This is a genomic window from Agrobacterium sp. OT33 (assembly GCF_017313365.1).
Classification (GTDB): Bacteria; Pseudomonadota; Alphaproteobacteria; order Rhizobiales; family Rhizobiaceae; genus Agrobacterium; species Agrobacterium rhizogenes_A.
In genome coordinates this window covers 1-24,328 of record NZ_JAFLMZ010000016.1, presented here as the reverse complement: position 1 = coordinate 24,328, position 24,328 = coordinate 1, and the positions used below count along the sequence as shown (strand labels likewise).

General features: G+C 55.7%; 19 protein-coding genes and 5 pseudogenes. 11 read left to right on the top strand and 13 right to left on the bottom strand.

The window, feature by feature from the left end; all coding sequences use genetic code 11:
* Positions 1–681: 681 nt before the first annotated feature.
* The 3 genes from JZX88_RS25670 to JZX88_RS25660 all read left to right on the top strand — a co-directional run bounded on the left by JZX88_RS25670 (position 682) and on the right by JZX88_RS25660 (position 2,963).
* The gene (locus tag JZX88_RS25670) at positions 682–1,041 is read left to right on the top strand and encodes a helix-turn-helix domain-containing protein (RefSeq protein WP_077767857.1); all 360 of its coding nucleotides are present in this window, start codon (positions 682–684) and stop codon (positions 1,039–1,041) included.
* Complete coding sequence (locus tag JZX88_RS25665) at positions 1,041–2,351, top strand: type II toxin-antitoxin system HipA family toxin (RefSeq protein ID WP_206915156.1); 1,311 nt, start codon at positions 1,041–1,043, stop codon at positions 2,349–2,351. The genes JZX88_RS25670 and JZX88_RS25665 overlap by 1 nt, the downstream gene beginning before the upstream one ends.
* A 291-nt stretch (positions 2,352–2,642) precedes the next feature.
* Positions 2,643–2,963, top strand: a complete 321-nt coding sequence (locus JZX88_RS25660) for a hypothetical protein (protein WP_065116718.1) — start codon at positions 2,643–2,645, stop codon at positions 2,961–2,963.
* A 90-nt stretch (positions 2,964–3,053) separates the two neighbouring features.
* Here the strand turns inward: JZX88_RS25660 and JZX88_RS25655 are convergent, their stop codons facing one another.
* From JZX88_RS25655 to JZX88_RS25640, 4 genes are all read right to left on the bottom strand, one after another.
* Entirely contained in the window at positions 3,054–3,458 is a 405-nt protein-coding gene (locus JZX88_RS25655; protein WP_077767859.1) for a type II toxin-antitoxin system VapC family toxin, read from the bottom strand.
* Entirely contained in the window at positions 3,455–3,688 is a 234-nt protein-coding gene (locus JZX88_RS25650) for an AbrB/MazE/SpoVT family DNA-binding domain-containing protein (RefSeq protein WP_065116719.1), read from the bottom strand. Before JZX88_RS25650 ends, JZX88_RS25655 begins: the two co-directional genes overlap by 4 nt.
* 293 nt (positions 3,689–3,981) lie before the next feature.
* Positions 3,982–4,290 carry a mobilization protein gene (locus tag JZX88_RS25645; protein ID WP_206915155.1) on the bottom strand — a complete coding sequence of 103 codons (309 nt, stop codon included), beginning with the start codon at positions 4,288–4,290 and terminating at the stop codon, positions 3,982–3,984.
* Positions 4,291–4,475: 185 nt separating this feature from the next.
* Complete coding sequence (locus tag JZX88_RS25640; protein WP_065116721.1) at positions 4,476–5,402, bottom strand: nucleotidyltransferase and HEPN domain-containing protein; 927 nt, start codon at positions 5,400–5,402, stop codon at positions 4,476–4,478.
* A 412-nt stretch (positions 5,403–5,814) separates the two neighbouring features.
* On the opposite strand from JZX88_RS25640, the gene traA reads away from it, so the two are divergent.
* Complete coding sequence (traA, locus tag JZX88_RS25635; RefSeq protein WP_206915154.1) at positions 5,815–9,558, top strand: Ti-type conjugative transfer relaxase TraA; 3,744 nt, start codon at positions 5,815–5,817, stop codon at positions 9,556–9,558.
* A 250-nt stretch (positions 9,559–9,808) separates the two neighbouring features.
* Here the strand turns inward: traA and JZX88_RS25630 are convergent.
* Positions 9,809–10,006 (bottom strand): annotated as a pseudogene (locus tag JZX88_RS25630) (LysR family transcriptional regulator); the annotation flags it as partial.
* 204 nt (positions 10,007–10,210) lie between these two features.
* Entirely contained in the window at positions 10,211–11,170 is a 960-nt protein-coding gene (locus JZX88_RS25625; RefSeq protein ID WP_065116723.1) for an SDR family NAD(P)-dependent oxidoreductase, read from the bottom strand.
* Positions 11,171–11,291: 121 nt separating this feature from the next.
* Here JZX88_RS25625 and JZX88_RS25620 point away from each other — a divergent pair, with 121 nt between their 5' ends.
* Positions 11,292–12,233: an AraC family transcriptional regulator gene (locus tag JZX88_RS25620; RefSeq protein ID WP_206915153.1), complete on the top strand. Its 942-nt coding sequence runs from the start codon at positions 11,292–11,294 to the stop codon at positions 12,231–12,233.
* Here JZX88_RS25620 and JZX88_RS25615 read toward each other — a convergent pair.
* On the bottom strand, positions 12,226–13,251 hold the full coding sequence (locus JZX88_RS25615; RefSeq protein WP_077767862.1) for an AraC family transcriptional regulator: 1,026 nt from the start codon (positions 13,249–13,251) through the stop codon (positions 12,226–12,228). The genes JZX88_RS25620 and JZX88_RS25615 overlap by 8 nt on opposite strands.
* Positions 13,252–13,412: 161 nt before the next feature.
* On the opposite strand from JZX88_RS25615, the gene JZX88_RS25610 reads away from it, so the two are divergent.
* The 3 genes and pseudogenes from JZX88_RS25610 to JZX88_RS25600 all read left to right on the top strand — a co-directional run.
* Complete coding sequence (locus JZX88_RS25610; protein ID WP_206915152.1) at positions 13,413–14,924, top strand: NAD(P)/FAD-dependent oxidoreductase; 1,512 nt, start codon at positions 13,413–13,415, stop codon at positions 14,922–14,924.
* A 114-nt stretch (positions 14,925–15,038) separates the two neighbouring features.
* A complete protein-coding gene (locus JZX88_RS25605; RefSeq protein ID WP_065116732.1) occupies positions 15,039–16,031 on the top strand; it encodes an alpha/beta hydrolase in 993 nt (330 codons plus the stop codon).
* Positions 16,032–16,183: 152 nt separating this feature from the next.
* Positions 16,184–17,122: pseudogene (locus JZX88_RS25600) on the top strand (AMP-binding protein); the annotation flags it as partial.
* An 85-nt stretch (positions 17,123–17,207) separates the two neighbouring features.
* Here the strand turns inward: JZX88_RS25600 and JZX88_RS26265 are convergent.
* Together JZX88_RS26265 and JZX88_RS25595 are read right to left on the bottom strand one after the other, a co-directional pair.
* Positions 17,208–18,206, bottom strand: a complete 999-nt coding sequence (locus JZX88_RS26265; protein WP_065116727.1) for an NADP-dependent oxidoreductase — start codon at positions 18,204–18,206, stop codon at positions 17,208–17,210.
* A 331-nt stretch (positions 18,207–18,537) separates the two neighbouring features.
* Positions 18,538–18,971: pseudogene (locus JZX88_RS25595) on the bottom strand (DUF3363 domain-containing protein); the annotation flags it as partial.
* Positions 18,972–19,040: 69 nt separating this feature from the next.
* Between JZX88_RS25595 and JZX88_RS25590 the strand changes: the two are divergent.
* Positions 19,041–19,320: pseudogene (locus tag JZX88_RS25590) on the top strand (DUF736 domain-containing protein).
* Between the two features lie 66 nt (positions 19,321–19,386).
* Here JZX88_RS25590 and JZX88_RS25585 read toward each other — a convergent pair.
* Complete coding sequence (locus tag JZX88_RS25585; protein ID WP_246753562.1) at positions 19,387–20,115, bottom strand: IS110 family transposase; 729 nt, start codon at positions 20,113–20,115, stop codon at positions 19,387–19,389.
* A 64-nt stretch (positions 20,116–20,179) separates the two neighbouring features.
* Between JZX88_RS25585 and JZX88_RS25580 the strand changes: the two are divergent.
* Positions 20,180–21,065 (top strand): annotated as a pseudogene (locus JZX88_RS25580) (IS3 family transposase); the annotation flags it as partial.
* A gap of 4 nt (positions 21,066–21,069) precedes the next feature.
* Here JZX88_RS25580 and JZX88_RS26340 read toward each other — a convergent pair.
* From JZX88_RS26340 to JZX88_RS25570, 3 genes are all read right to left on the bottom strand, one after another.
* Entirely contained in the window at positions 21,070–21,204 is a 135-nt protein-coding gene (locus JZX88_RS26340; protein ID WP_256436402.1) for a hypothetical protein, read from the bottom strand.
* 163 nt (positions 21,205–21,367) lie between these two features.
* Positions 21,368–22,717, bottom strand: a complete 1,350-nt coding sequence (locus tag JZX88_RS25575) for a HAMP domain-containing sensor histidine kinase (RefSeq protein ID WP_065116729.1) — start codon at positions 22,715–22,717, stop codon at positions 21,368–21,370.
* Positions 22,704–23,381: a winged helix-turn-helix domain-containing protein gene (locus tag JZX88_RS25570; RefSeq protein ID WP_065116730.1), complete on the bottom strand. Its 678-nt coding sequence runs from the start codon at positions 23,379–23,381 to the stop codon at positions 22,704–22,706. Before JZX88_RS25570 ends, JZX88_RS25575 begins: the two co-directional genes overlap by 14 nt.
* 200 nt (positions 23,382–23,581) lie before the next feature.
* Between JZX88_RS25570 and JZX88_RS25565 the strand changes: the two genes are divergently transcribed.
* Complete coding sequence (locus JZX88_RS25565) at positions 23,582–23,854, top strand: hypothetical protein (RefSeq protein WP_153045046.1); 273 nt, start codon at positions 23,582–23,584, stop codon at positions 23,852–23,854.
* Positions 23,855–24,328 lie beyond the last annotated feature (474 nt).

The following is a 24,328-nucleotide window of genomic DNA, read 5'->3' as shown; positions in this document are numbered from 1 at the left end:
GTTATTATGATCGATCGCATCCAATCTTCATCGCCTTTTCAATCCACCTCCCAATCGGATCCCTTCCGGATTCATCTATAAACAAACCCGCCACACAGCAAAAATCTATATAAAATCACCTATTTACACAGTGCCAAATTGACTGCCCGCCGATTAAAGCCTTCACCTTCCTCAATAATGGTGCGCTTACAATTATTTATATGTTTTAGGCTTTGCTCTAACTAAATTATATGTTTTGCAAGCGCCGTCCCCTCCCATTTTAACCGCAACCACCCAATCACCCGCCCCATCCATCAATGGGAAATTTATTCTATCTAAAAAGTATAAATATACAAATATATGTATTAATTGAATTAATATAGTTAAAATATTCCAAAGCGAATGCCTTTCAAAGCATCCATAACTGCAAAAATCCGCTTACGCAGGCAGATGAATCCCCTACGGGCCGCGGCGGTCGGGCGGACGAATATTCAGCCAGTTGCCTGCCTGCAGCCCATCGCCGCTCGGATTTCCCAATCCCCTGATTTCACTATTCACAAATAAGGGATCATAAGTGCTTCTTTATTTGCATATTCATCGATTAGGGATCATTTTTGATCCTATGCCTTTCCGCCGCAACGCCTAGTAATAACGGATCACATATGATACGATTACCAAGAATTTCGCTATAAAGGATCACCTATGATTCCTAATAAAAAATCTCCGACAGGCAGCATCGAAACAACCATGCGTGATCTAGGCACCAGGTTGGCTCGGGTTCGCCTCAGTCGCAACCTGACCCAAGCACGACTGGCGCAGGAGGCCGGAGCTTCGCTACCGAGCATCAAGCGGTTGGAGGCTGGCCGGAACAGCTCGCTCGATACCCTTCTCCGCGTATTGAGAGCACTTAACCTGGGCGATCGCATTCTCGACATCCTCCCCAACCCGGACGTTCGACCGGTCGAGCGAGTCCAGCATGACGGCCACGAGCGGCGGCGCGCACGAACGCAGACAGAAGCCCCAAAAGCCAGCGATTGGGCGTGGGCCGAGGAGGATGAGTAATGACGGATGCGACCGTCCGCCTATGGGGTAGAGATATCGGCGCAGTTAGTTGGCTCGACGACAGAGCGATCGGCGTATTCCAATACATGCCTGAGTTCGTCCAAAGCACCATAGAACTGGCACCGATCATGATGCCGCTGCACCCCGACCCATACGAATTCCCCGGTTTGCCCCGTGACGCCTTCAAGGGTTTGCCCGGCATGATCGCCGACTCCCTCCCTGACAAATTCGGCAACACTCTGATCGATACATGGCTCGTGACCCAAGGAAGGGCACCCGGCAGCTTCAATCCGGTCGAGCGCCTTTGTTATATCGGTACGCGCGGCATGGGTGCGCTCGAGTTTCATCCCACAATCCTCAAAGGGCCGCGCAAATCCCAGCGCCTTGAGATCGATGCGCTGACTAAACTCGCCAACGAAGTCCTCAACAATCGCGCCAACCTTGCGGGTATCCTCAAGGGCGATGACGACCAAGAAACCCTGCAGGAGATCCTGCGCGTCGGGACGTCCGCAGGCGGCGCGCGCGCCAAGGCTATCCTTGCATGGAATGAACAAACCGGCGAATTCCGATCCGGTCAGGTCAAAGCCGGTGAAGGTTTCACCTATTGGCTCATGAAGTTCGACGGCATCTCCAACAATCGTGACAAGGAGTTGGCCGATCCGCAGGGCTTTGGCCTTATCGAGTACGGCTTCTTTCTCCTGGCTCGCGCCGCCGGCATCGACATGACCGAATGCCGCGTCCACCACGAAGGCGGACGATCCCATTTCATGACGCAGCGCTTCGATCGCACCGCCAACGGCCAGAAGCTCCATATGCAGTCGCTCGCAGCCTTGCGCCACTATGATTTCAACGCGGCGGGAGCTTATTCCTACGAACAGGCCGTCGAGACGATACGGCTCCTCGGCCTTCCCGCTTACGACATCGAGCAACAGTTTCGCCGAGCGGTTTTCAATATTCTCGTCCGAAATCAGGACGACCACGTCAAGAACATCGCCTTCCTGATGAATAGAAAGGGCGAATGGCGGCTGTCACCAGCGTTCGACGTCAGCTATGCCTACAATCCGGATGGAAGCTGGACCCATCAGCACCAGATGAGCCTGAACGGTAAACGCGATCATTTCGAGCTGTCCGATCTTATCCAGTTCGGCATTTTCTGCGACCTCAAGCCCAAAAAGGCCGAAGAAATTATCCGCGAAATGCATACGGAGGTCGAAAACTGGCCAGCCTTCGCGGAACAGGCCGGTGTAGCCGAAAAGACCGCGCAAATTATTCACCGAGCCATGCGGCGAGAAATCATCATTCCAGCCTAAGACACGGGACCTGATCAATCACATGCTAAAGAGAGAGATTTCTGCAATCGGCAATCGACCATCCAAAAACAACAGGCCAGCACGACGCGATCCTCATGTCTTACTTACGGAATACCCATCAAAACCATAATAAAAAACGAATATTTCAGAAACCCTTCGACGAACAAGCTCAGCTTGGCGCCCATGCACCGTGATGCATCGGCGTTACAGCCTGGCGTCAACTTCGGCGCCTGTAACTCACCTCCAATGTCTGGCATTGACGCCCGTCAGCCGACCCGGCACCCTCGTCCCATGACCCTGACCAACAGTTTCATTGCCGAGCTCATCCGCGACGCCAACAGGCTAGATCACCTCGACGGCTATCAGAAGCGGCGTATGCTCGAACGGGCAGTTACAACAATCCGCGACATGCGTGAAACAATCGGTATTCCATCCGGGCCCGGCCGTGACAGTCTCGTTGACCTCCACACCGTTGCCCTGTCGATCGAACGCGGATGGCGCAGCGACGAGGAGGTACGAAACGCCCTGCTGCAGGCAGCCGCCATGATCCGGGACCTGTATATCGTCCTCGACAGCAAAACCGAAATCAGCTTCGTCAAACCAGCCAGTTGAAAGCGTTACATCTTACCTGACCGGCGGCATCAGAGCCGAAACTGCCCCTGAAACCGGTGAGGAACCACAAATGCCGAAACCGGCGCATTCCTATGCTTCAGGCGAGATCAGAGTGACAGTTGGAAAATACGATCGGTAACGAGCCACATCTCGCGTCAACAAGGGAAAGCTTTGTATTGCTGCGTGGGCGCCGATAAAAAAGTCAGGCAAAACACCGTTACGGGTACCGCCGCCGCGGCGATATCTGGTAAAGGCCTTACCTGCTAGGAATAACGCCGCGCGAGGGAAAGGGGTGAGCTTCAACCCCGCCTGATCAACAAAAGCATCAAGCGCTTCTATCCGCTCATATCGAACAGATAGTTCTGCGTACACAACGTCATTGATGTACAGCGGACCTGAAACGCTTGCCAGTTCGAGCTGCTCAATTGACCAGTCGGCCCAAACCGGGTCGTCCGTCACAAGATCAAGCAGGACATTTGTATCGACAAGCGTCACTCGTCACCACGGGTCAGGGCCATGATGGCGTCAGTACCCAGTCCTTCACCGGCATGTCCGCGCAGTCTGGCAAAACGCGTGAGTGGCTGTTTCTTGTCAGCCCTGACCAGAACAATCCGTCCATCGGCAGCCCGGACAAAATCAACCGAGCTCCCTGGCGAAATCCCCAAAAGCTCGCGTACGGCTTTTGGAATGGTGACCTGCCCTTTGGCCGTTACCGTTGTTGTCATGTCAAACTCCTGTAATACCGGCGTAGAAGATGGTATTACTTCCGTGCCTCTTTTTCAACTGGTCTCGTGTCGAAAACGGTCGCTACGGCCCAGGCACCAGACCATACCGGCAACATTCAGCCTGCAAATGTTAAGACTTCATTAACCATGCCGGGACACCCTTCTCTCACAGCAACGATGGAGGTTGGCTATCCGGAAGGGCATGGCAATCAAAGCGAGGAATGCCCAAAGCGGATCACGCGCGGCGGCTCGCATCATGTTTTTGAATGCGCCCCGGGCAAGTCGCGATCGGTTCATGGATACCCTTGCGTGCTGTCGCCACGCTCTCCTGTGCCCGACAGCCCTGGTTCGATCAGATCGGCAAACAGCGCCTTGTCATTGTCGTGTGTCAAAAAACCCGGCAGTTCGCGACGCAGCCATGCACCGAGTTGTTTGCTGAACTCCTGATCATTCGAGGTCTCAAGGTGATGCAGAACGAGTGACCCTATCAGGACCTTGCGACGCATATCGTTGTTGCGCTCGGTTTTTGAGAGCCGGGCCTTGAGCGCGGACCGTTGCGCATCCAGTTCAGCCAGGCGTTGTGCGATGGTTTTCCTTGCCACGATTATTCCTTTCGATTGCGGTCACACCGGAACCGCCGCTGTTGACCACGGCTTCGCTCCTGGAAGACAGACCAGTTTCTATGAGGAGATCGACATAGCGATTGAAAGAATAGGTTGGACCCAATGGTTCATGACGCCGCGGCGGCTGTTGCTTGAGCTCAGGATTATTCTGCCACCCGTGAAGCTCAGTCGCTGGAATTTGCGGCTTGTCCCGCGGCCCGTTCAAGGTTTTGGAGATGTTCAGCGCACACCACCTTAACAATGTCGTAGAGCACCGATGCTCGGCCCATCATCCAAGAGAGACCTTCTTCTGACATCTCATAGTGCTCAGAATACCTAGCTTTCACATACGCCTCATTGAGAAGATTAAACCAGCTCACATATCTGGCTTGGTCGCGAGGCCAAGCGTCGATCAGCCTGACGTCCCGATCCTCGGAAAGTCCTCTTAGGAATTTGAGATTATGGGATGCTGGCGTGTGATTTGTAAGGGTAAGAAGTAGAGCACCGTACATATGCTCCACTGCTTGGTGCAACTGAAAGGCGGTGCCCGGAAGGTCTCTGTTTTGCAGGCCGAATAGTGAGAAGTTCACGAAACTATCGATCACCTTGAAACGATTGGCAGCATGCTTTCGCGCCACCTCAAAAGCTTCGTGCGGCATCAAAACTTTCGGCTCGGCGAGTTCTCTGTCATCAAGTTCGTAGAGCGCAATGCCATCCCGTCGGATATCGCTGAAGAAATATTGCCCTTCCTGCAGGAAATTGCTGATCTCGCGAGCGCCATGGACAATGAGGCTCACGGGCGTCTCGATCTCCTTGTCCCACATCAGCCGGTCTGTTGTCTTGTCCCAGTATTTGGGATCGGCCAGTTCCTTGTTGCTAACGATGACAAGGATGTCGAAATCCGAGCGGTAGCCTTTCGACGTATGCGGTTCATCCACCCAGGTGCCACGCGCGTAAGAACCGAACAGAATGATTTTATAAATACGCCCATCCTTCTTGGCGTCAGACTTCGAGCGCTCCACCAGATCAGCAAACTCTTCCTGAATAATTCCGACAACACGCGCGAGCTCGCGTTGCTTTCGTTCCGGCAAATGTTCAAGGCTGGTCTTCATGTCTGCTCCGCTTCTGGACGGTATCCTGTATGGGCCATTGTAAAGTTCTTTGAAACTCCGATTTTTGGTAGCCACCAACCGAATGCTTGTCTCCTGTACGCAAAATCTTCCGGCGCGTTGCCTGCGCACCCTCCTGTTTGTTGAGCCGCGTCTGCAATGGTTTCTTCCGCTCGTCCAGCTCCCTTGTCCCCGATCAGTCGTGCGATCAGCCTGCGCATATCGATCTCGCTGACTGATGCGTTTGATTCCCTATTCAAACACGAGCAATGACCGATTGGCGACCACTACTTTTAGTAGTCGAAATGGCTGTTCGCTGCAGCTAACCCTGCTGTCGGCAAACAGACAAGGGCGCACTTACGACTTGCCGCGCAGTTGAGCGCTGAATTTCCCCGTTGAGGACCGGAGATTTCGTTTGGCGATTTATCATCTCAGCACCAAACCTGTCTCGCGCTCATCCGGCCGCAGTGCTGTCGCGTCCGCCGCCTACCGTTGCGCGGTTCTGCTCACCAATCATCGCGATGGCCTTGTTCATGACTTCACCCGCAAAGAGGGCGTGGAGCATACAGAGATCGTGCTGCCGGAAGGCGTGGCTGCCGACTGGGCTTTGGATCGTTCGGCTTTGTGGAACGCTGCCGAGTTTGCAGAAAAGCGCAGGGATGCCCGCGTCGCCCGCGAATTCGAAATCGCGCTTCCGCATGAGCTTTCGCCAGAAGGGCGACTGAAGGCTGCACGCGCCTTTGCCCAGGATCTGGCAAACCGCTATGGCGCGGCCGTGGATTTTGCAATCCATTCGCCAAGTGAGCATGGTGACATCAGGAACTACCATGCGCATGTGCTGATGACGACGCGACAGGTTGGCAGAACCCGCCTTGGCGAGAAAACTTATCTTGAGCACAAGAACGCCAGGCTGCTGGCAAATGGCATGGCGACAACCGACATGCAGCTTCGCGATATCCGGCAATCATGGGAAGGCATCGCCAACCGTCAGCTTCAGCGCGAAGGCCTGGACGTTCGCATTGATCATCGATCGCATGTGGAGCGCGGTCTTGAGTTGTCGCCGACCGAACATATGGGCGTGCATGCCTCACAGATGCAGCAGCAAGGAATGGCAGTCGAGCGCGGCCGGCTGGATGACGAGGCAGCACGGCGAAATGCCGCGCTGATCCGCCAAAAACCGGAACAGGTTTTGTCGCTGATCAGCAATGAGAAGAGCGTGTTCGATCGGCACGACATTGCCAAAACCTTGCATCGCTACATCAACGATGACGCCCAAACGTTCCAGAACGCCTTTGCGGCTGTCGTGGCGTCGCCAGCGCTTGTGGAACTCCAGGCTGAGCGCATCGATCCTGAGACAGGCGAAGTTTCCAGTGCGCGCTATTCGACGCGAGAGATGATTGATCTGGAACTCGCAATGGCGCGATCGGCGAAGCGGTTGCATCAAGCGCATTCCCATGGCGTCGATCCTCGTCATGTCGCGCGTGCAATGGAGAGGCAGGATCGCTCTATCCGGAAAAGCTCTGGCGGAACGTTTGCTGCGAGCGATCCGTCAACAGGATTATCGGATGAACAGCGTCACGCGATCAAACATATTACGGGGCCTGAAGGCATCGCGGCTGTGGTCGGGTTCGCTGGTGCGGGAAAGTCCACCATGCTTGCAGCCGCTCGTGAAGCGTGGGAGGCGCAAGGGTATCAGGTCCATGGTGCGGCACTTGCGGGAAAGGCAGCCGAGGGTCTTGAGGAGAGTTCCGGAATTCAAAGCCGCACCCTTGCGTCATGGTCTTACAGTTGGAACCACGGCCGGGGCATGATCGGCAGCAGTGACGTGCTTGTCATTGACGAGGCCGGCATGGTCGGGAGCCGTCAGCTTGCCCGCTTTATCGGCGAGGCTGAAGAGCGCGGTGCAAAGATCGTTCTTGTCGGCGACCATGAGCAGTTGCAGGCAATCGGCGCCGGTGCACCCTTCAGGGCGATTGCCGAGCAGATCGGCAATGCCGAACTTTCCGACATTCGCCGCCAGCGCCATGATTGGCAAAGGCAAGCGTCGGTTGCCTTTGCGACCCACAAGACGGCCGAGGGCCTTGCCGCCTACCGGGATCACGGCGACATCCACTTTGCGGAAAGCCGCGACGCGGCGATGGCGCAGATCGTGTGTGATTATGTTGCCGACAGTGAGAAGCATGCCGAGGGCACCCGGGTTGCCATGGCGCATCGCCGCGCCGATGTGCGCGCCCTCAATGTCGCAATCCGTTCCGAACTTCAGAACCGGCAAAGGCTCGAGCGCAGCCGCGGGCAGAACGCCGGTGCGGACCGTGGAGACCGTGGGGATAGTGACGACGGCCGCGAACTGACCTTCCAGACCAGTAACGGCAAACGCGCCTTCGCCCCCGGTGACCGGATTATCTTTCTCGAAAACAACCGCGACCTCGACGTCAAAAACGGCATGCTTGGCACCGTCGAGCATGTCGAGAAGGGGCGGATCGTTGCCCGGCTCGATGGTCGAAGCGACAGTGTCAGCATTCCAACAGACAGCTACCAGGCGATCGACCACGGCTATGCGACGACGATCCATAAAAACCAGGGAGCGACGGTCGATCGCGCCTTTGTGCTAGCGTCCAGCACCATGGATCGGCATCTGACCTATGTCGCCATGACCAGGCACCGCGACAGCGTGCAGCTCCATGCCGACAGCCGGGAGTTCACCAATGCCGGCCGGCTGGTTGATCACGGCGTTGCGCCCTACGACCATAATCCGCAATCACGCGAGAGCTATTTCGTGACGCTGGAGAATGACACGGGCGAGCGGCGCACAATGTGGGGCGTCGATCTCAAGCGGGCCATGCAGGAGTCCTCGCCAAAGATCGGGGACAGGATTGGCCTTCAGCATGAAGGCGCCACGCCGGTCACGCTTCCGGACGGCACGCAGGCCGAGCGCAATGCATGGCGCGTCGTCAAGGGTGATGAACTCGCCTACCAGAAGCTGGCAAGCCGCCTGTCGCGTTCCAGCGCGAAGGAAACCACGCTGGATTACATCAGGGATTTTGCCGAGCGGCGGGGTATAGCGGAGCGGCTCGGGGTCAGGAGCGAGATTGAACTTGCTTCCGCCCGAGATGAGCGCCAAGAGGTCTTGTCCCGTGCAGCCCATCTGCAACGGGAGCAGCAGGACCGGCCATCAGAGCGTCAGCAGGTTTACGAGGAACCTGCAGGCGATCTCGCCGGCCCTGTTCGCCAGCACGATCCGCTCCATGATCTCGCTCCAAAGATCGATGACGGTCGGCCGGACGACCGGAAAGAGGAAAACAAAGGTTATCGCCGCATTCGGTGGTCCGACCTCATGTCGCAAGACGGCGCCGTCCTCGCCTCCACAGGAGCTGCCGGCCAGCAATCGCCGCTGGAACCCTGTAAGCCCAATCCGCTGGTGCCGACGATCACTCGCTACGAACGCAGCATCGAACAAATAGCTCGGGAAAGAGCGATGTCCATCATCGATCAGCGATTCGACACGGTGGAATCTGTCGCGCGGCACGTGTTCCATGATCCGGTCGAGGTCGCCACGAGACTGCGCACCGCGATTACGGAGAAGGAAGGCAACGGGAGGATCATGGCAAAGGCCATGGCGGAGGAGCCGGAGCGGTTCGGGGAGCTACGCGGCAAGTCGGGTGTGTTCGGGAACAACAGGGAGCGGAAAGAGGCGCTGCACTATGCCAGGTCTCTCTCTGCCCATATTGGCCATGTCTCCGAGGCATGGGAGCGCCGGCTTGGAGAAGAGCGCGGGAGCGAACAATGGCAGCGCGAACAGCGTGATGTGATCGAGGTGCCTGGCCTCACGCCGCGCAGCGCCGAAATCATCGCCCAGGTGGAAAAGACGCCAGTCGAGAAGCGGGGCAAGTTTATCGCGGAGCTGCGATCGTTACCTGAGGGGCAAGCCGCGCTTGATGAGGCCAAGCTGGTGGCCGAAGCACTCACGCGGCGGTTTGGCAGTTCCGATCCTCGCAGTTTCGCCCGGGAGCTTGAGACACGCACGGAACTCGCAAAACAGGCCGCGCAGATCAGGACAATCGCCCGCATTGTGGATCGTACACGCCATGCCGAGCTGGCCCATGACCATACGCTGAAACAGCAACTCAACCGGTCTCAAGGGCTTGGACTGAGTCGATAGTAAGGAGCCGACAACTACATTAGAGTTTTTTAGCGCTCGCGCCTTGGGAGCGCGCCTTGCTTCCTGATTTCTCTGCCTTTGAGATAGACCTCCAGATACGCGTTGCTATTCTGTCCACCGCGATCCTAGCTATCCTTGCAGACACGAAGAGGCGTGTCTTTATGACCGGACGAAACCCTACGACAACTCCGGCAGCCAGAAACGCACCCCTGTAGGGCCATCTGGATCGTAGAGATCATTTGGTTGCGGGGACCTGATCGACGAAGCGGCGCCCGGCTTTGGTTAGCCGGACGCCGCGCGTGTTACGGTCGAAGAGGACGATGCCAAGGTCTTCCTCCAGGGTCTTTATACGGGCACTGACGCTCGACTGGCTGGTGCCGAGCGCCAGAGCGGCACGATGGAAGCTGAGATATTCCGCAACGGCAAGCGTCTGGATCAGCGCAACCATTGGAACTTGGCCGTTCAGCAGTTTGCTTGGCATTCCGTTCTTTGTTTGCCTTCGCCGCATCATTTTCATATCACGCTGTCGGCGAATAAGCAGTCGTGTCGAATACCTGCACAATGACCACCTACAATTTGAGCTTGCTACAATTCGCCTACCATCCAACTCGCGCTCCCTATGTGATAGAATACTCTGCCGCTTCTCTTTTCATTACTGACTACCGAACGCATTCATGCCCGTCAGCTCTGCGGAGATTTCCCAGAGATGTGCTGCTTCGTTCTCATCGACGGCATATGCTTTTACCCCCACCAGTGGCGGCGTACTATCGTCGGCACGAATAGCCACATCACAATCCTCGCAATAGAGGCCGCCGAACCCTTCAAGCTGTGGCGTCGTTGCTGCCCATACTGCCGTAGCGGCTCCCTGTTCCGGTGATTTAAGTGGAATAAGAGGATTTCCTTCTGCGTCGATCCAGCCGGCCGCCACCATTTCCTCCATGGTCAGATGACGTTGAAGCGGGGTTGCAATATTTCCCGGATGCACCGAAAAGGCTCTGACACCTTCTTTTCTTCCCAACAGATCAAGGCGTAATGCAAAGAGCGCGTTGGCGGTCTTGGATTGGCCATAGGCAACCCATTTGTCATAGCCGCCTGCGAAGTGCAGGTCATCCCAACGGATCGGCGAGAAATGATGCCCTGCCGATGAAACTGAAACGACCCGGGCACCGCCGGACAGGACCGGCCATAGCCTGTTCGTCAGCGCGAAATGACCCAGGTGATTAGTAGCAAACTGCATCTCCCAACCCGGTCCGACGCGCGTTTCGGGAGATGCCATGACACCGGCATTGTTCATCAGAATGTCGATATGTCTGCCCCGTTCGAGGATTTTCTCCGCAAAGGCATTGACGCTTTTCATATCTGACAGATCAAGCGCTTCCACCGTGACATCAGCAATATTGTCTGTCGCGGCGCGCGCCTCATCGAGATTACGGGACGCGACTATTACTACCGCGCCCGCCTTCGACAAGGCTTTGGTTATTTCGAGACCGAGACCTGAGTGTCCCCCGGTTACGATCACCTGTTTCCCGGAAAGGTCGATGTTGGCAATAACATCAGCCGTGGAGCTATCAGTCCCGAACCCCGAGTGAAGCGGCTTTTGATGGTCAGTCATGTAAACTCTCCAATAGATGTTGGCTGTATTTTGTGCCTGTCGGAAAAAGATGGAGTGCGCTCATGGAACAATCCATGCTAAATAGTACGGATATCTTTCTTGATCGTTCGGATTTGGCGATATGGACCCTCTGTCAAATGCACTTTCGTTGCTGAAACCCAAGGGAACCCTAACTGTGGGTCTCGATGCCGGCGGGGACTGGGCAATCAGCTTCCCTGCTCACGAAGGGGTAAAGTTCAACGCGGTGATAAAGGGCAGTTGCTGGCTCATGGTTGAGGGTGAAGCGGAACCACGGCGGATTGAGGCCGGAGATTGTGTACTGTTTACCCGCGGCTATCCCTTTGTTGCAGCGAATAATCTTGGGTTGCCTGCGATGGGGGCGGCATCAATCTACGAAGGGGCCAAAAACGGCATGGCGACGTGCAATGGCGGTGGGGATTTTCATCTGATTGGTGGACGCTTTTCCTTTGAGCAGGATCGCTTTGATCACCTGTTTGCATCGCTGCCCTCTGTGCTTCACATTCGAGGAGACGTCAGAGAGGCAAGCGTGCTGAGATGGTCTCTGGAACAACTCGCGGTGGAATTGGCTCAAAACTCGCCGGGCAGCAGCCTGATGGCTGAGCATCTGGCACATATCATGTTGTTGCAAGTGCTGCGGCTCTGGCTGGAATCGTCGGTGGATCAGACAGGTTGGCTGGGCGCACTCGCGGATGTGCGTCTTTTTCGAGCGATCGCGGGCATGCACGCGGAACCTGCGCGACGTTGGACAGTGGCCGACCTCGCCGGGCTCGCCAGCATGTCCCGAACGACTTTCGCCGTGCGCTTTCGCGATGTTGTCGGTCAAACGCCGCTCGGCTATCTCACCAACTGGCGCATGCAACTCGCTGCAGATCTACTCCAGTCGACAGAAAGCGATGTGCGAAAGATAGCCTTTTCTGTCGGATATCTGTCGGAGGCGGCTTTCAGTACCGTCTTCCGACGTGCACTCGGCTACACTCCTGCTCAGTACAGACGCGCAAAGTCCGCCGCGTTGACCAGTCGCGATCTAAACGGTCTCAGGTGATATCGCCCGACCATTCTTTCCCGGACTTTTCGAGGCTTTTGACAGAGCCAAACCAGCGCCGCCAGGCCCTGTTGAAGCTTGCGGGATCTTCGTATCCCAATCGTGAGGCAATATCGTCGCGGCGGAGCCGGGCATCTTTGTATTGTATGGCTCGGCGTCGCAATTCGCTATCTAGCAGTTCCCGAAAGCCCGCCCCCACTTCTCGAAGTCGCCGTACCATCGTTCGTCGCGATACACCCAAGCTGGCGGCTACCATATCCGCGCTTGGACGGCCGTCCGGCGCCGACTGCAGTATTCGCTCTATCCGCGCCAGAAACTGCACAGGATTCTCCCGTCGCCGCTGCGCGGCGAACTCCAACTCATCGACCGCTCTCTTGTAGAGGACAGGATCAGCAGTGACCGACCGCATCGGCCACCAGGATCGTGGAAATTTCGCCCGATTGACCAGCTTACCATATTGCACCTTCCCACCGAGAACCTCACGGGCGCGGGCTTCGTAAGGAGGGGCGGGCACGGTAAATGTGAATTCCAGTTCGGGAGCCTCAGTGCCCAAAGCGGCACGGACTACGGATCGGATCGCGAGGAAATTAACCTCCATCATTGGCAGCCATTGCGCCTCGGTTAGGGGAACCGTGACCTCCCAGTCGAGTATCATGTATGCCCCCAGTGGTCTGATGGTTCCTCGCTGGAATGGTGTTCGAGCCGGGCCGTAGCGTGGTAACACTGCTATCCCGTCCCCGACTGTTGGCGCCGAAATAGCAGCGATTGCGACGGCTCCATGGATAGAGGTGTTCCATATCTCCGGCTTCAGGAACACAAAACCCGGGCCAAAGCGCGCGATCATGTTGTCGATCACCCGGACCTGCTGGAAAAGGCTGATTTCTGTCTGAGGGTCGTCAAGATCGCTTTCCGTCAAATTAGTACCTGCCAGAATCTGTTCGTCTTCCGTCCCGTAGGCGCGGTACGCAAGACGCAGATAACTCGTCGTCATGGGCAGATGAAGCAGTGAATTCTCCATTGGCTCAAAATGCCACCTTTTTGGCCTGAAGCCAACTGGCAGTTTCGGACTGATGAACTCTATTGTCTATGAACGTCAGTAGATCAATCCACCAATCATAGCTGAAGCACTGGAGGTTGCTTGAGTGATTTTTGGTTCGTCCTGACGATGGGAGGAAGCACATGAACGAGCAAACAAGTACCAAAGTGCTGAGCGTGTTTAACGATGATCGGCCAGAAATCGAGCATTTTGACGTCTTGATTGTCGGAGCAGGCATATCTGGCATCGGCTCTGCGGCACGCCTCGTCAGGGACTGCCCCTGGGCGAGCTTCGCAGTGCTAGACGCTCTGGATGGCCATGGCGGCACTTGGCGGTCGAACAGCTTTCCAGGAGCGCGATCGGACAGCGATATGTTTACCTATGCCTACAACTTCAAACCGTGGGAAGGGCCTCCGATCGCCCGGCGCGATGCGATCCTCGACTATCTGAATGATGTCATCGGCGATTACAGCCTGCATGAGCATATTCGCTACGGCCATAAGGTATTACGTGCCGTATGGTCGACCACAAAATCTTGCTGGTTCGCCAGCGTTAGAACGGCCAACCACGACATCGTGACGATCAAGGCCAATTTCCTCTGGATGTGCCAGGGATATTATCGCCATCTTGAAGGGCACATACCTGCTTGGCCGGGCCTGAACGACTTTAGGGGCGATATTATACACCCGCAGCGCTGGCCGAAGGATTATGCCCATACAGGCAAGCGGATTGTAGTGGTCGGATCCGGAGCTACCGCCGCCACATTGCTTCCTGCCCTTGCTGAAGAAGCTGAACATGTCGTCCAGCTGCAACGCTCTCCATCCTATTACTTCGCATCGCCGAACGAATATCCTCTGGCGACGCAACTGCGTCAACTGGACATTCCCAAGGAATGGATTCACGAAATCTTGCGGCAGCAGCTCCAGAAGGAGCACAGCATGTGGGTGCGCCATAGTCTCGACAACCCGGAGGTCGCCGCCAGGGAAATGCTGGACGGCGTCCGGGAGGCGTTAGGGGGAACCCTGCCAGACGACTTCATCCCCCGATACAAGCCATGGCGCCAGCGGGTCTCCATGATTCCGGACGGCGACTTCTTCAACGCGATCAACAGCGGCAAGGCAGATGTCGTCACAGGTGAAATCGAAAGGCTTACTGAATCCGGAATTTTGCTGAAATCCGGTGAGTTGCTTGAAACGGATGTCATCATCACGGCAACCGGTTTCAATATCAATCCGTTTGGAGACATCGAGATCGCCAGGGATGGCGATCTGCTCGACATCACCGAGACCGTCACATATCGCGGACTTATGTTCACCGACATACCCAATCTTGCCTGGATAGCGGGTTATTTTCGATCTGCCTCCTACACGATGAGAACGGAGCTCGTCGGCGACCTTGTCACTAGGCTGTTGAACGAGATGCACGAGAAGGACCTCAAATCAGTGGTGCCAAAGTTGCGGGAAGAGGACCAGGACATGAAGTTTGTGCCGTTCCTCGACACCGAGGAGTGGCGCCCCGGTTATGTTGTTCGTGCCGGTGACACGCTGCCAAAGAGTGGCAATCGCGACCCCTGGCGTCACACCCAGGAATATAACGCGGATAAAGCTGCCTTTGCGGTGCTTGAATTTGCCACGGAGCCGCTCGTCTTCGAGTGAGTCCTGCGATCGCCACGGAACATTGGGCTATAGGCCCGACCACCTGAAAGGATGCGCGCAATCATTCTGGCCGCACCGCGTCCCACACAAACAGCCGTAGAGGAGGCCGTGGCCATGGTCCGCGACGCCGTATTTCCGCCTGTCATTCGGCAAGACGTCCAGAACTTCCTGGACAATGCCAACAGCATACCGGGTCCAAAACTGTACGAAATGGAGCCTCAGGAGGCACGTGCCCGCTTTCTTGAGGATATACGCCTTACCGACCTGCCTATCGAGAAACTGCCGGTCATACGCGACCTCGCCATTCCGGCTGCAGCTGGTTTTATCCCTGCGCGGATATATGATCGACGTGAACAGAAGAGGGAAGACCCAACGCCGACGGTCGTTTTCTTTCACGGCGGCGGGTTTGTCATTGGCAATCTTGATTCTCACGCCGGTTTCTGCGCAGAGATGGCGCGTTCGCTCGATCTTCCGGTCGTCGCGATTGATTACCGGTTGGCGCCGGAGGCGAAATGGCCGGCTGCACCAGATGATTGCGAGGTTGCCGCGCGCTGGGTAGCCGAAAGCCCGGCGGCACTCGGTTTTGATGTGTCCGGACTGATTCTCGTTGGCGATTCTGCCGGGGGGAATCTTGCAATCGTCAGTGCGCTCGCCTTGCGAGATCGTCCGGCTAAAGTGCCGGTACTGATACAGGCGCCTATTTATCCGGCCACCGATATCAGTCGCCCTTATCCGAGTGCCAGGGAATTTGCCGAAGGATTTCTGCTGACCGCACCGATGCTGGACTGGTTTATCACGTGCTATGGCGCTGATGCACAAGACCACCGTACCTCACCGGTACTTGCAGATCTCGACGGCTTACCATCCGCCATTGTCGTCACTGCAGGACTTGATCCACTTCGCGACCAGGGACGGGCTTATGCGACAGCGCTGGCGGAAGCAGGCGTAGACGTCTGGTTTCACGAAGCAGAAGGGAATGTCCACGGTTTTGTTGCGCTGAGGCAGGCAATCCCGTCCGCAACTGCCGATGTGGCGTGGATTTTGACGATGCTGCGCACAGAAATCCATCGGATCGCTGCGCAAAATTTACCGGCGGATATACGCTGAGACGACACAGGCACCTGCAAGCGTCAATCGACTGAACCTGACCGTCCAGACCTCCGGCTCTGCACTACAACTTACTTCACCAAACCAGGAGGAAACAGCACTGCGCGGTATGATGATGAATGTTCCCCTGTTGATTTCATCAATACTGGATCATGCGGTCGAAAACCATGGTGATACAGAAATTGTTTCACGCGCGACCGAGGGCAGAATTCACAGATATGTTCCATGTCAACGCTTGGGGTATTCCTTTCTCGGCACTGATTGTGGGGGCCAAGCTAGTCATGCCTGGCGCAAATCTCGATGGAGCAAGCCTGTATTCTCTGTTCGAAAGCGAAGGCGTCACAATTGCCGGCGGTGTCCCGACCGTTTGGATGGCGCTGCTGGACTGGATGGATGCAAATGCTCGGTCCTTTTCCAGCCTTCAACGAATTGCCGTAGGTGGGTCAGCGCCTCCGCTCGATATGATCAACCGCTTCCAAAGCCGAAACATCATGGTACGACATGCGTGGGGCATGACAGAGACGAGCCCTATCGGCTTGGTATCAGCAAAACTGCCAAAACATCAGAATCTCTCGTCGGAAAAGCAAGCGCTCAATCTGACCAAGCAGAGCCGACCGATTTACGGTGTGGAAATTCGTGTTGACCGCGCTGACGGCAAACCCATCCCACGTGACGGCAAGGCTATGGGCAACCTGCTGGTTCGTGACCCCTGGATTGCATCCGACTACTTTGACAATGGACAAAACTCTACACATGAAGACAATGGTTGGTTTGACACGAATGATGTCGTCACGGTCGATGCAGACAATATCGTTCAGATCGTTGATCGCACCAAAGACTTGATCAAGTCCGGCGGAGAGTGGATCAGTTCAATTGAACTGGAAAACAGTGCGCAGGCGCATCCCTCAATGAAAGAGGCGGCGGCGGTTGCGAAACTGGATCAACGTTGGGGAGAGCGGCCCGTTCTCGTCGTGCAGCTGCAACCCAATGCGCTATTCACATACGACGATATGGTTTCGCTCTATTCCGGCAAGGTTGGTAAGTGGAGCATTCCGGACGAAGTCATCATCGTTGATGAACTTCCCCACAATGCCACCGGAAAACTCTTGAAATCAGCCATCCGCGAACTTGTCACCGCTCGCTTGGGGCCGGCAAGGCAAACGCGGCGGATGACGACTAAAAGACCTTTACCATTCTCTTGCCGACGTTTTCTCCTGCAAGCAGGCCAACCAAGGCACTCGGGAGAGAATCAAAGCCTTCCAGAACATCTTCGCAAACCTCTATCTGACCTGTATTGACCCAGCCGCTTAGTTCGGAGATTACGCGCTCTTGCTCCCCAAGAAAGTCAAACAGGAGGAAACCACGGATGGTAAGGCTCTTCAATATAGCCTGACCCGGAAAACCGCTTGGGCCAGCACCCGGAGTACCCGCATCATATTGGGAAACTGCCCCGCAGCAAACGATCCGCCCATATTGTGCCATATTGGCCAAGCAGGCATCCAGCACCTCTCCTCCGGTATTATCGAAATAAACATCGATACCGTCTGGGCAGGCAGACTTTAGATCTTCCAGGAGATTACCGGCCTTGTAGTCGACAGCTGCGTCAAAGCCCAACTCCCCCGTCAACAAAGCACATTTTGCGTGGCCGCCAGCAATACCAACGACACGGCAACCCTTGATCCGGGCGATCTGACCGGCAATGGAGCCAACCGCACCACCGGCGGCGGATATGACGACCGTGTCACCCGGCTCCGGTTGGCCGCATTCCAGCAGACCGAAATAGGCCGTGAGACCAGGAACGCCGTAGATGCTGACCAGATGGCTCAACGGCTCAATTCTGGGTAGCTTGGTAAGGGTCTGTGCCGGGACGACGGCAAAAACCTGCCAGCCCGTTTCCGTGAAGACAAGATCGCCAGGCGCCAGGTTGGATGAGCGCGACTCGATCACTTCTGCCAGCGACATGCCGGCCATGAGATCGCCGCTCGCAAGGCCGGCCCGATACGTGGCCCCGTGCATCCACGCTCGACTTGCGGCATCTAAAGCCACGTACAACGTTCGGAGAAGAACTTCTCCCTCTGCCGGAACAGGACGTTCAGTTTCACGTATCTCAAAATGATCTGCAGAAAGCTTGCCTTGCGGAAGCCTCGACAGAATGATTTGGCGGTTGGTTACCATGTTTCCTCGGCTGTCGTAATTAAATCCGCAACGAATTGGCGCTTTGAAACGCAAATCCCATTGCAATGCAGCTGCTGCTCACAAGCGCACTTAGCGAGTAGAGCGTCGCGATAGTTACGGTGATTGCCTCCTTGTTGGGAGTAGACGACACGCCAATAAAGTGGCATTTTGCGTCAGACGTTCAAGGTCGGCTCACACGAGGGGGCTCGGGGAGAAGGTAGCTTTAGCGTCACCATTCGGATTTTTATTCTCCGGCTTTTGAGGCCATTGATGACTTGCCCAAAAAAATTTCATTCAATTATAGCAACAAGCCTCAGTAGTCCTATCTGCTTCAAATTGAGATGCCTTTACTCCGCCACAACTGCCACGGCACCGAACCGCCCTTAACCTCACGGCCAAGCTGGCGGTCAATGACCGGCCGCCATGGGACAAGAATGAACTCGCGCACCTTCTCGACGATGACAAACTTGCTGCTGGCGAGTTGCACGGTGCCGGTGAACTTGCCACTCACGCTGTGGCCGTCCGTGGCGGCGCGGAATGGCAACGCCTTGCTCGTGGCGATCTCCGCGCCGACGCTGGCAACTTCGCGCTCGCGCAGCGTGGCGAGAAGGCTGCGCTGGTAGAAGATGCGACCATCCTGCGTTCGGGTGGCATCGCCCTGTTCGATATGATGCTCGCGCCGCTTGTCCATGGCGTCGCGTACCTGTGGCCGAAGCCGGCCGGAGCGCGATCCGATGCGTTAGGCGTCACGAGCCGCTGATCGAGCTAGGTCGCCCCATCGGACCCGATCTGGCTTTCCAGATTGAAAGTCGAGGTTTTACCGGGCGTGTTCACATGCTCACGCTTTATCGGGAACGCACCATCGTTCCGGCCGAGCCATCCGATGCCGAGAACGCACCGGACTATGGCACTCATCACGGCACTAATGATGGTCCCGAGATCGGAGCTGCGTGGAAGCGTACCGGCGAGAGGGCGGACAAGTATCTCTCCGTGCTGCCCGACGATCCCGCTTTACTCCAGGCGATCAGCGCAAATCTGTTCCGCGACGACGCCGGCGGGACCCCGTGGTCCCTGCACTGGAATCCGACCGCGACCGCGCGAAGATCGGGACTGACATGATGGGATCCCGCGCTCTTTTCCTCTTTACGGCCCTGCCGTCGCTTGGCTGTTCGTCGTGTAATCAACCGGTGATGCGAGCGCGTCGATTGCGCCGCCAAGAGACACCCAAACGACCAGCCCATTGCGTGGTCCGGTCGAAGATGAACCGCATGGCGGTGACATTTTCGTTGCCCGTGCAAGTGATGGGAATACGCCGTTCCAACTGGCGCAGATCGGCAAACAGGTCTGCAAGCAGCTTACACATTGCCGACGAGAGATCGTTGGATTGATCTTCGACAGCTTGCGACAGGTCGACCTTGAATAGGCCCGCGCCTTGGCGCAGTGCGATCCCGTATTCGAGGTAGAAAGCTCGCATCTGATTGATCAGACACGTTCTCGTTCCGATCATCTGATCTCGGACCCTGTGTAAAGCCTGAAGGTCGGCTTGTTCCTTGCTCTTGAGTGCAGCAAATCGCATTGTTGGACGTGTGGCAGCCTCAGCGATCGCTTCCGCATCGATGATGTCGCTCTTGTTCGACTTTACGTAGGGCTTCACGAACTGCGCGGGGATCAAGCGCACCTTATGTCCAAGCGCCTGTATCTTACAGGCAATCCACTGAGATCCTGCACACGCTTCCATCCCTACGATCGCCGGCGCCGCACGCTCGAAGAACTGTAGCAGCGTGTCGCGTCGGAAACGAACCCTCTGGACTGGGACGCCATCGCTTCTGAGGCCGACAACATGAAAGATGTTCTTGCCAATATCAATTCCGTAGGCAGCCGCTGGGCGCGGCATATTGCGCTGTGGCATTGCAACCTCCTTCGATTTGGGCGCCTCATGATGCGGCAGGAGGACGAGGCGGACCATCCCATTGATGGTGACGCCCGGCGCAAGGCGAGATGCGGTGGCCCATGTCTGCAAGGAGCACGACGTGAACCAGCGCCGGGCGTGTGCGATCCTGTCCGTTGATCGGTCTAATGTGCGATATTCCAGCGTTCGGCCGAACGATGCGTCCATTCGGAGGCCATGAGGCAGGTTGCGTCCGGGCGCCGCCGCTTCGGCTATCGCCGTATCCATGTGATGCTGGATCGGCAGGGTATTGTCATAAACTTAAAGAAGCTGCATCGCCTCTACCGGGAAGAGAAGCCTGCGGTTCGTAAGCGTGGTGGCCGTAAGCGGGCCTTGGGAGCGCGACGGCCCATCGCGCTGCCGTCACGGGCCAACGAGCAGTGGAGCCTTGACTTCGTCAGCGATGCATTCACCGATGGACGGCGGTTCCGCGTCTTAGCCATTGTCGACGACTTTACCCGAGAATGCCTGGCGCTGGTCGCCGACACAACCCTTTCGGGCCTGCGTGTTACGCGGGAACTCGATATCGCCATGGCCCGACGCAGACGACCTCGAACAATTGTCTCGGATAACGGAACCGAACTGACCTTGATGGCAATTCTCAGATGGTGCCAACAGACACGTGTCGAATGGCATTACATCGCACCGGGAAAGCCGATGCAGAACGGATATATCGAATCCTTCAACGGCCGCATGCGTAACGAGCTGCTGAACGAGAGCTTGTTCTTCGGGCTCGGCCACGCCCGCAGTGCCATTTCCAAGTGGGTCGACGATTACAATACATCCGGCCGCATTCGTCGCTCAGATACCACACCCCGGCAGCCTATGCCGGGACCATCGCCGCAACCGGCTCCAACGCTGCGCCAATTGGCGTAACGAAAACCGTCGAGGCTCTAATCGCCGCTGGGTGAAAGTTCAGTGGCAGGTCACCAGCACCAGCCCTTCAGCGCATTCTTGCATGAATAGCCCATGGCGAATGGTCGCTTTCGCACGCTTGCCCAGCTTGATGTAAAGCGCAACTGCTCGCATCCGGTCTTCGTAGGAATACATGAACCACCTCCCTGATAGTCCAAGTTTTCGTCCGAATGCCCGAATATGATGGGGATGACCAGAAGGTTGCGGAATGTCCATGCCAGCAGCCGTCGATCACGATGATTGCCATGGGTTGTCGAAAACTCTCATCGAAGACATCGGGAGATTTTTCGCAATAGGGTCAACAGTTTGGAAAGTGTATTACGACCGCCAATCCGGGAGCGTTGTCCTTAAGCTCTATCTTCGCCTCATGGAGCTCTGCTATAGCTTTTACCAAACTGAGGCCAAGGCCGGTTCCATTCGAAGTCCTGCTCTTTTCCAGCCGATAGAACCGGTCAAAAACACGGTGTCGCTCCGCCACCGGTATTCCCGGTCCATCATCGCAAACCGCCAGACAAATGGCTCCCCGTTCCTGCGAAACATTGATAGTTATTGAGGAACCGGAAGGGGTATGATGCATCGCGTTGGCGACAAGATTTGCCAACATCTGTCGAATGAGATCAATATCACCGTTGACACAACAACAGGCAGGCGTGCTTTTAAAATTGAGTCGATACCCTTCCTCGCAGGCACTTGCTTCATAGGTTTCGTAAATGTCGCGACACAGCCCCGTGAGGTCAATCATCGCAAACTTGGTGGTTCGATTACGCGACTCAATGCGTGCAATTCTTAGGAGTGCATCGAAAGTATCAGCAATCGACCCTAATTCAGCAAGCGCAATCTCAACGGAAATTTTGGCATCCCCGACAGTCTCGGCTTGCAACGCCTCGTCCAGCACAAGGAATGTCCGGCTGATAGGTGTTTTCAAGTCGTGGGCAATATCGGTTGTCACCTGCTTCATACCCGTAACGCTGACTTCCAATCGCGTGAGTGCGACGTTAATTTCGCTTGAAAGAATATCTATTTCGTCCTTTCTTGTAGAAATTGGGAGGCGTCTTGACAGTTCTCCATGACCAATCGCGTGAGCGGTCTTCGTAAGTACAGATATCCGACGCCTGGTACGATATCGCAGTACAGCAGCCCCACCCAATCCAACAGCAAAGACGATGGCTGTCGTCCAACCCAAGCTGACTAGCACGATCCGAGCAAGCTCGTCACTGCCTCCAGAGCTGATACCGACGACGAGATCATTCTCTCCCAATCGTCCACGGAATAATTTGTAACTCGGTTGGCCGCCGCGTTGCCCACTGGGAGAGAACGTAGAAAATCCTAGCGGTGAACCGAGCAACGTAGCGTTCCCGGCAATCACGACTCCCGAAGAATCGCAAAGCGTATAGATGGTCTCCTCACCTCGAATTGCAGGGCCATGGCTGTTGATCATATCGATCGCCCCAGAAAGCCCGCGATCCTCGTAAGCCGTCTCGATCTCACGGTAGCGTTCCATCACAATGGAATTGAGATGATCATTCAGAAAATTCAGCACCATCTTGGATGCGATGATGTTCGCCCCAAGATACGAGATGACAAAGAAGGAGATGTAAATGATCGTAATTCGTACCGCTGAGCTTTTGAAGAAACTACCGTCGGCCATGCAGCGTATAACCCGTGTTGCGAATGGTATGCAGCAACTGGAATTCGAAGGGCTTATCGATCTTTGCTCGTAGTCGACTGATATGCGTCTCGACGACCGAACTTTGAGGGTCGAAATTAAAATTCCAAATTCGCTCCAGCAACATGGTTTTGGTGAGGACTCGACCTTCGTTTCGCATTAGGAGTTCCAGCAGAGAAAACTCACGGGGCAAGAGATCAATCGTGGTCTCGCCACGTATAGTGGTCCGTCTGACCAGATCAATCTCAAGGTCGCTGACTCGCAGCTTGGTTTTCTCCAGCGTTATCGGTGGACGTCTCACCAACGCGTTCATTCGCGCCATCAATTCCGAAAAGGCGAAAGGCTTCACTAGATAGTCGTCGCCACCAGCTTCCAAACCTTCGACACGATCATCCACATCACTCATCGCCGTGAGAAACAGCACCGGAGTTCTAATGGTGGCCGCGCGTAGGCTTTTGACTAACGTCAGGCCATCCAATCCCGGAACCATGCGGTCGACGATCAGTACATCATATGCGGCGTCCAGACCAGCCGCTAGGCCTTCTCTGCCATCTCCTACCCAATCGACAACATGACCGGCCGAGGTCAGGCCTTTGACGACATAACTGCCCGTTCTCTGATCGTCTTCGATAAGAAGAATCTTCATGCATTGCCTCTAATAAAGCACCAGCCTCTAAAGTGGGGCAGCCTGTAAGACAGCACAAATGCATGAGACGGTTATTGTTCATAACACTAACGGCAACGCGACCTCACCTTACAAAAATGTAAAGTAAGCGAAAAGCGGCCGACAATGGCTTGTCCCAATGTCCTTTAGCAGCACAACAACGGCTTCGAAGAGGATACATCATGAAGACCACGCTTACTATCGTATCATTCGTTCTCTTTTCGGGGACTTCGGCAGTAATGGCATTCGAGCCGTTGCCAGAAGGAACATCGAAACTGAATGCTATTGTCAGGGGGCATGGCGAGCTTGGCGATACCGTTATCTCCACTTCCAATCCCGACGTCTCGTTCCGTTTACTTGAAAACGGCGTCGTTGAACGGACAAACAGCCGTTACAACACCGTCACCTATTCCCGCCCAGAGGAAGAAGCGCGACGGTTTCGCAACCGTCGCTAACAACAATCCACGGCTGCGGTGTTGTACCCTGATACCTGGAGTTTGGCGGACATCTCAAGATGAGCCGACTTGGTCCGCGGCAGATAAGCGGCGGCGACTATCGTGAGAAGATGGGCACCATCAGCGAAGAGAGCGTTAAAAGTTCGCCAAGCGCAAGCGCGGTGTCTTCCTTTGGTTTTGCCATCTCGCGATCACCGCAGCCCGTGGATTTGTGAATGAGTCTGGGCACTGTAAACAAGGCCCCACCCGGTTCTGCCCTCGAACAGCTCAACGCAACGCCAGTTGGGTGTAATTTCTTATGTCGATAGTCGAGCAACAAAATCGGCGCAACCATGATCTTATTCCCGGATTTTCACCATGAAACGTTTGTTCCTGGTGGTTGCCCTGCCGCTTTTTACGGGCGGATGCGCAGCCACCTTACCTGAAGTCGTCGTATCGCCCGACAGCCCCGACGCTATCTCCAGCCTCAGGCCC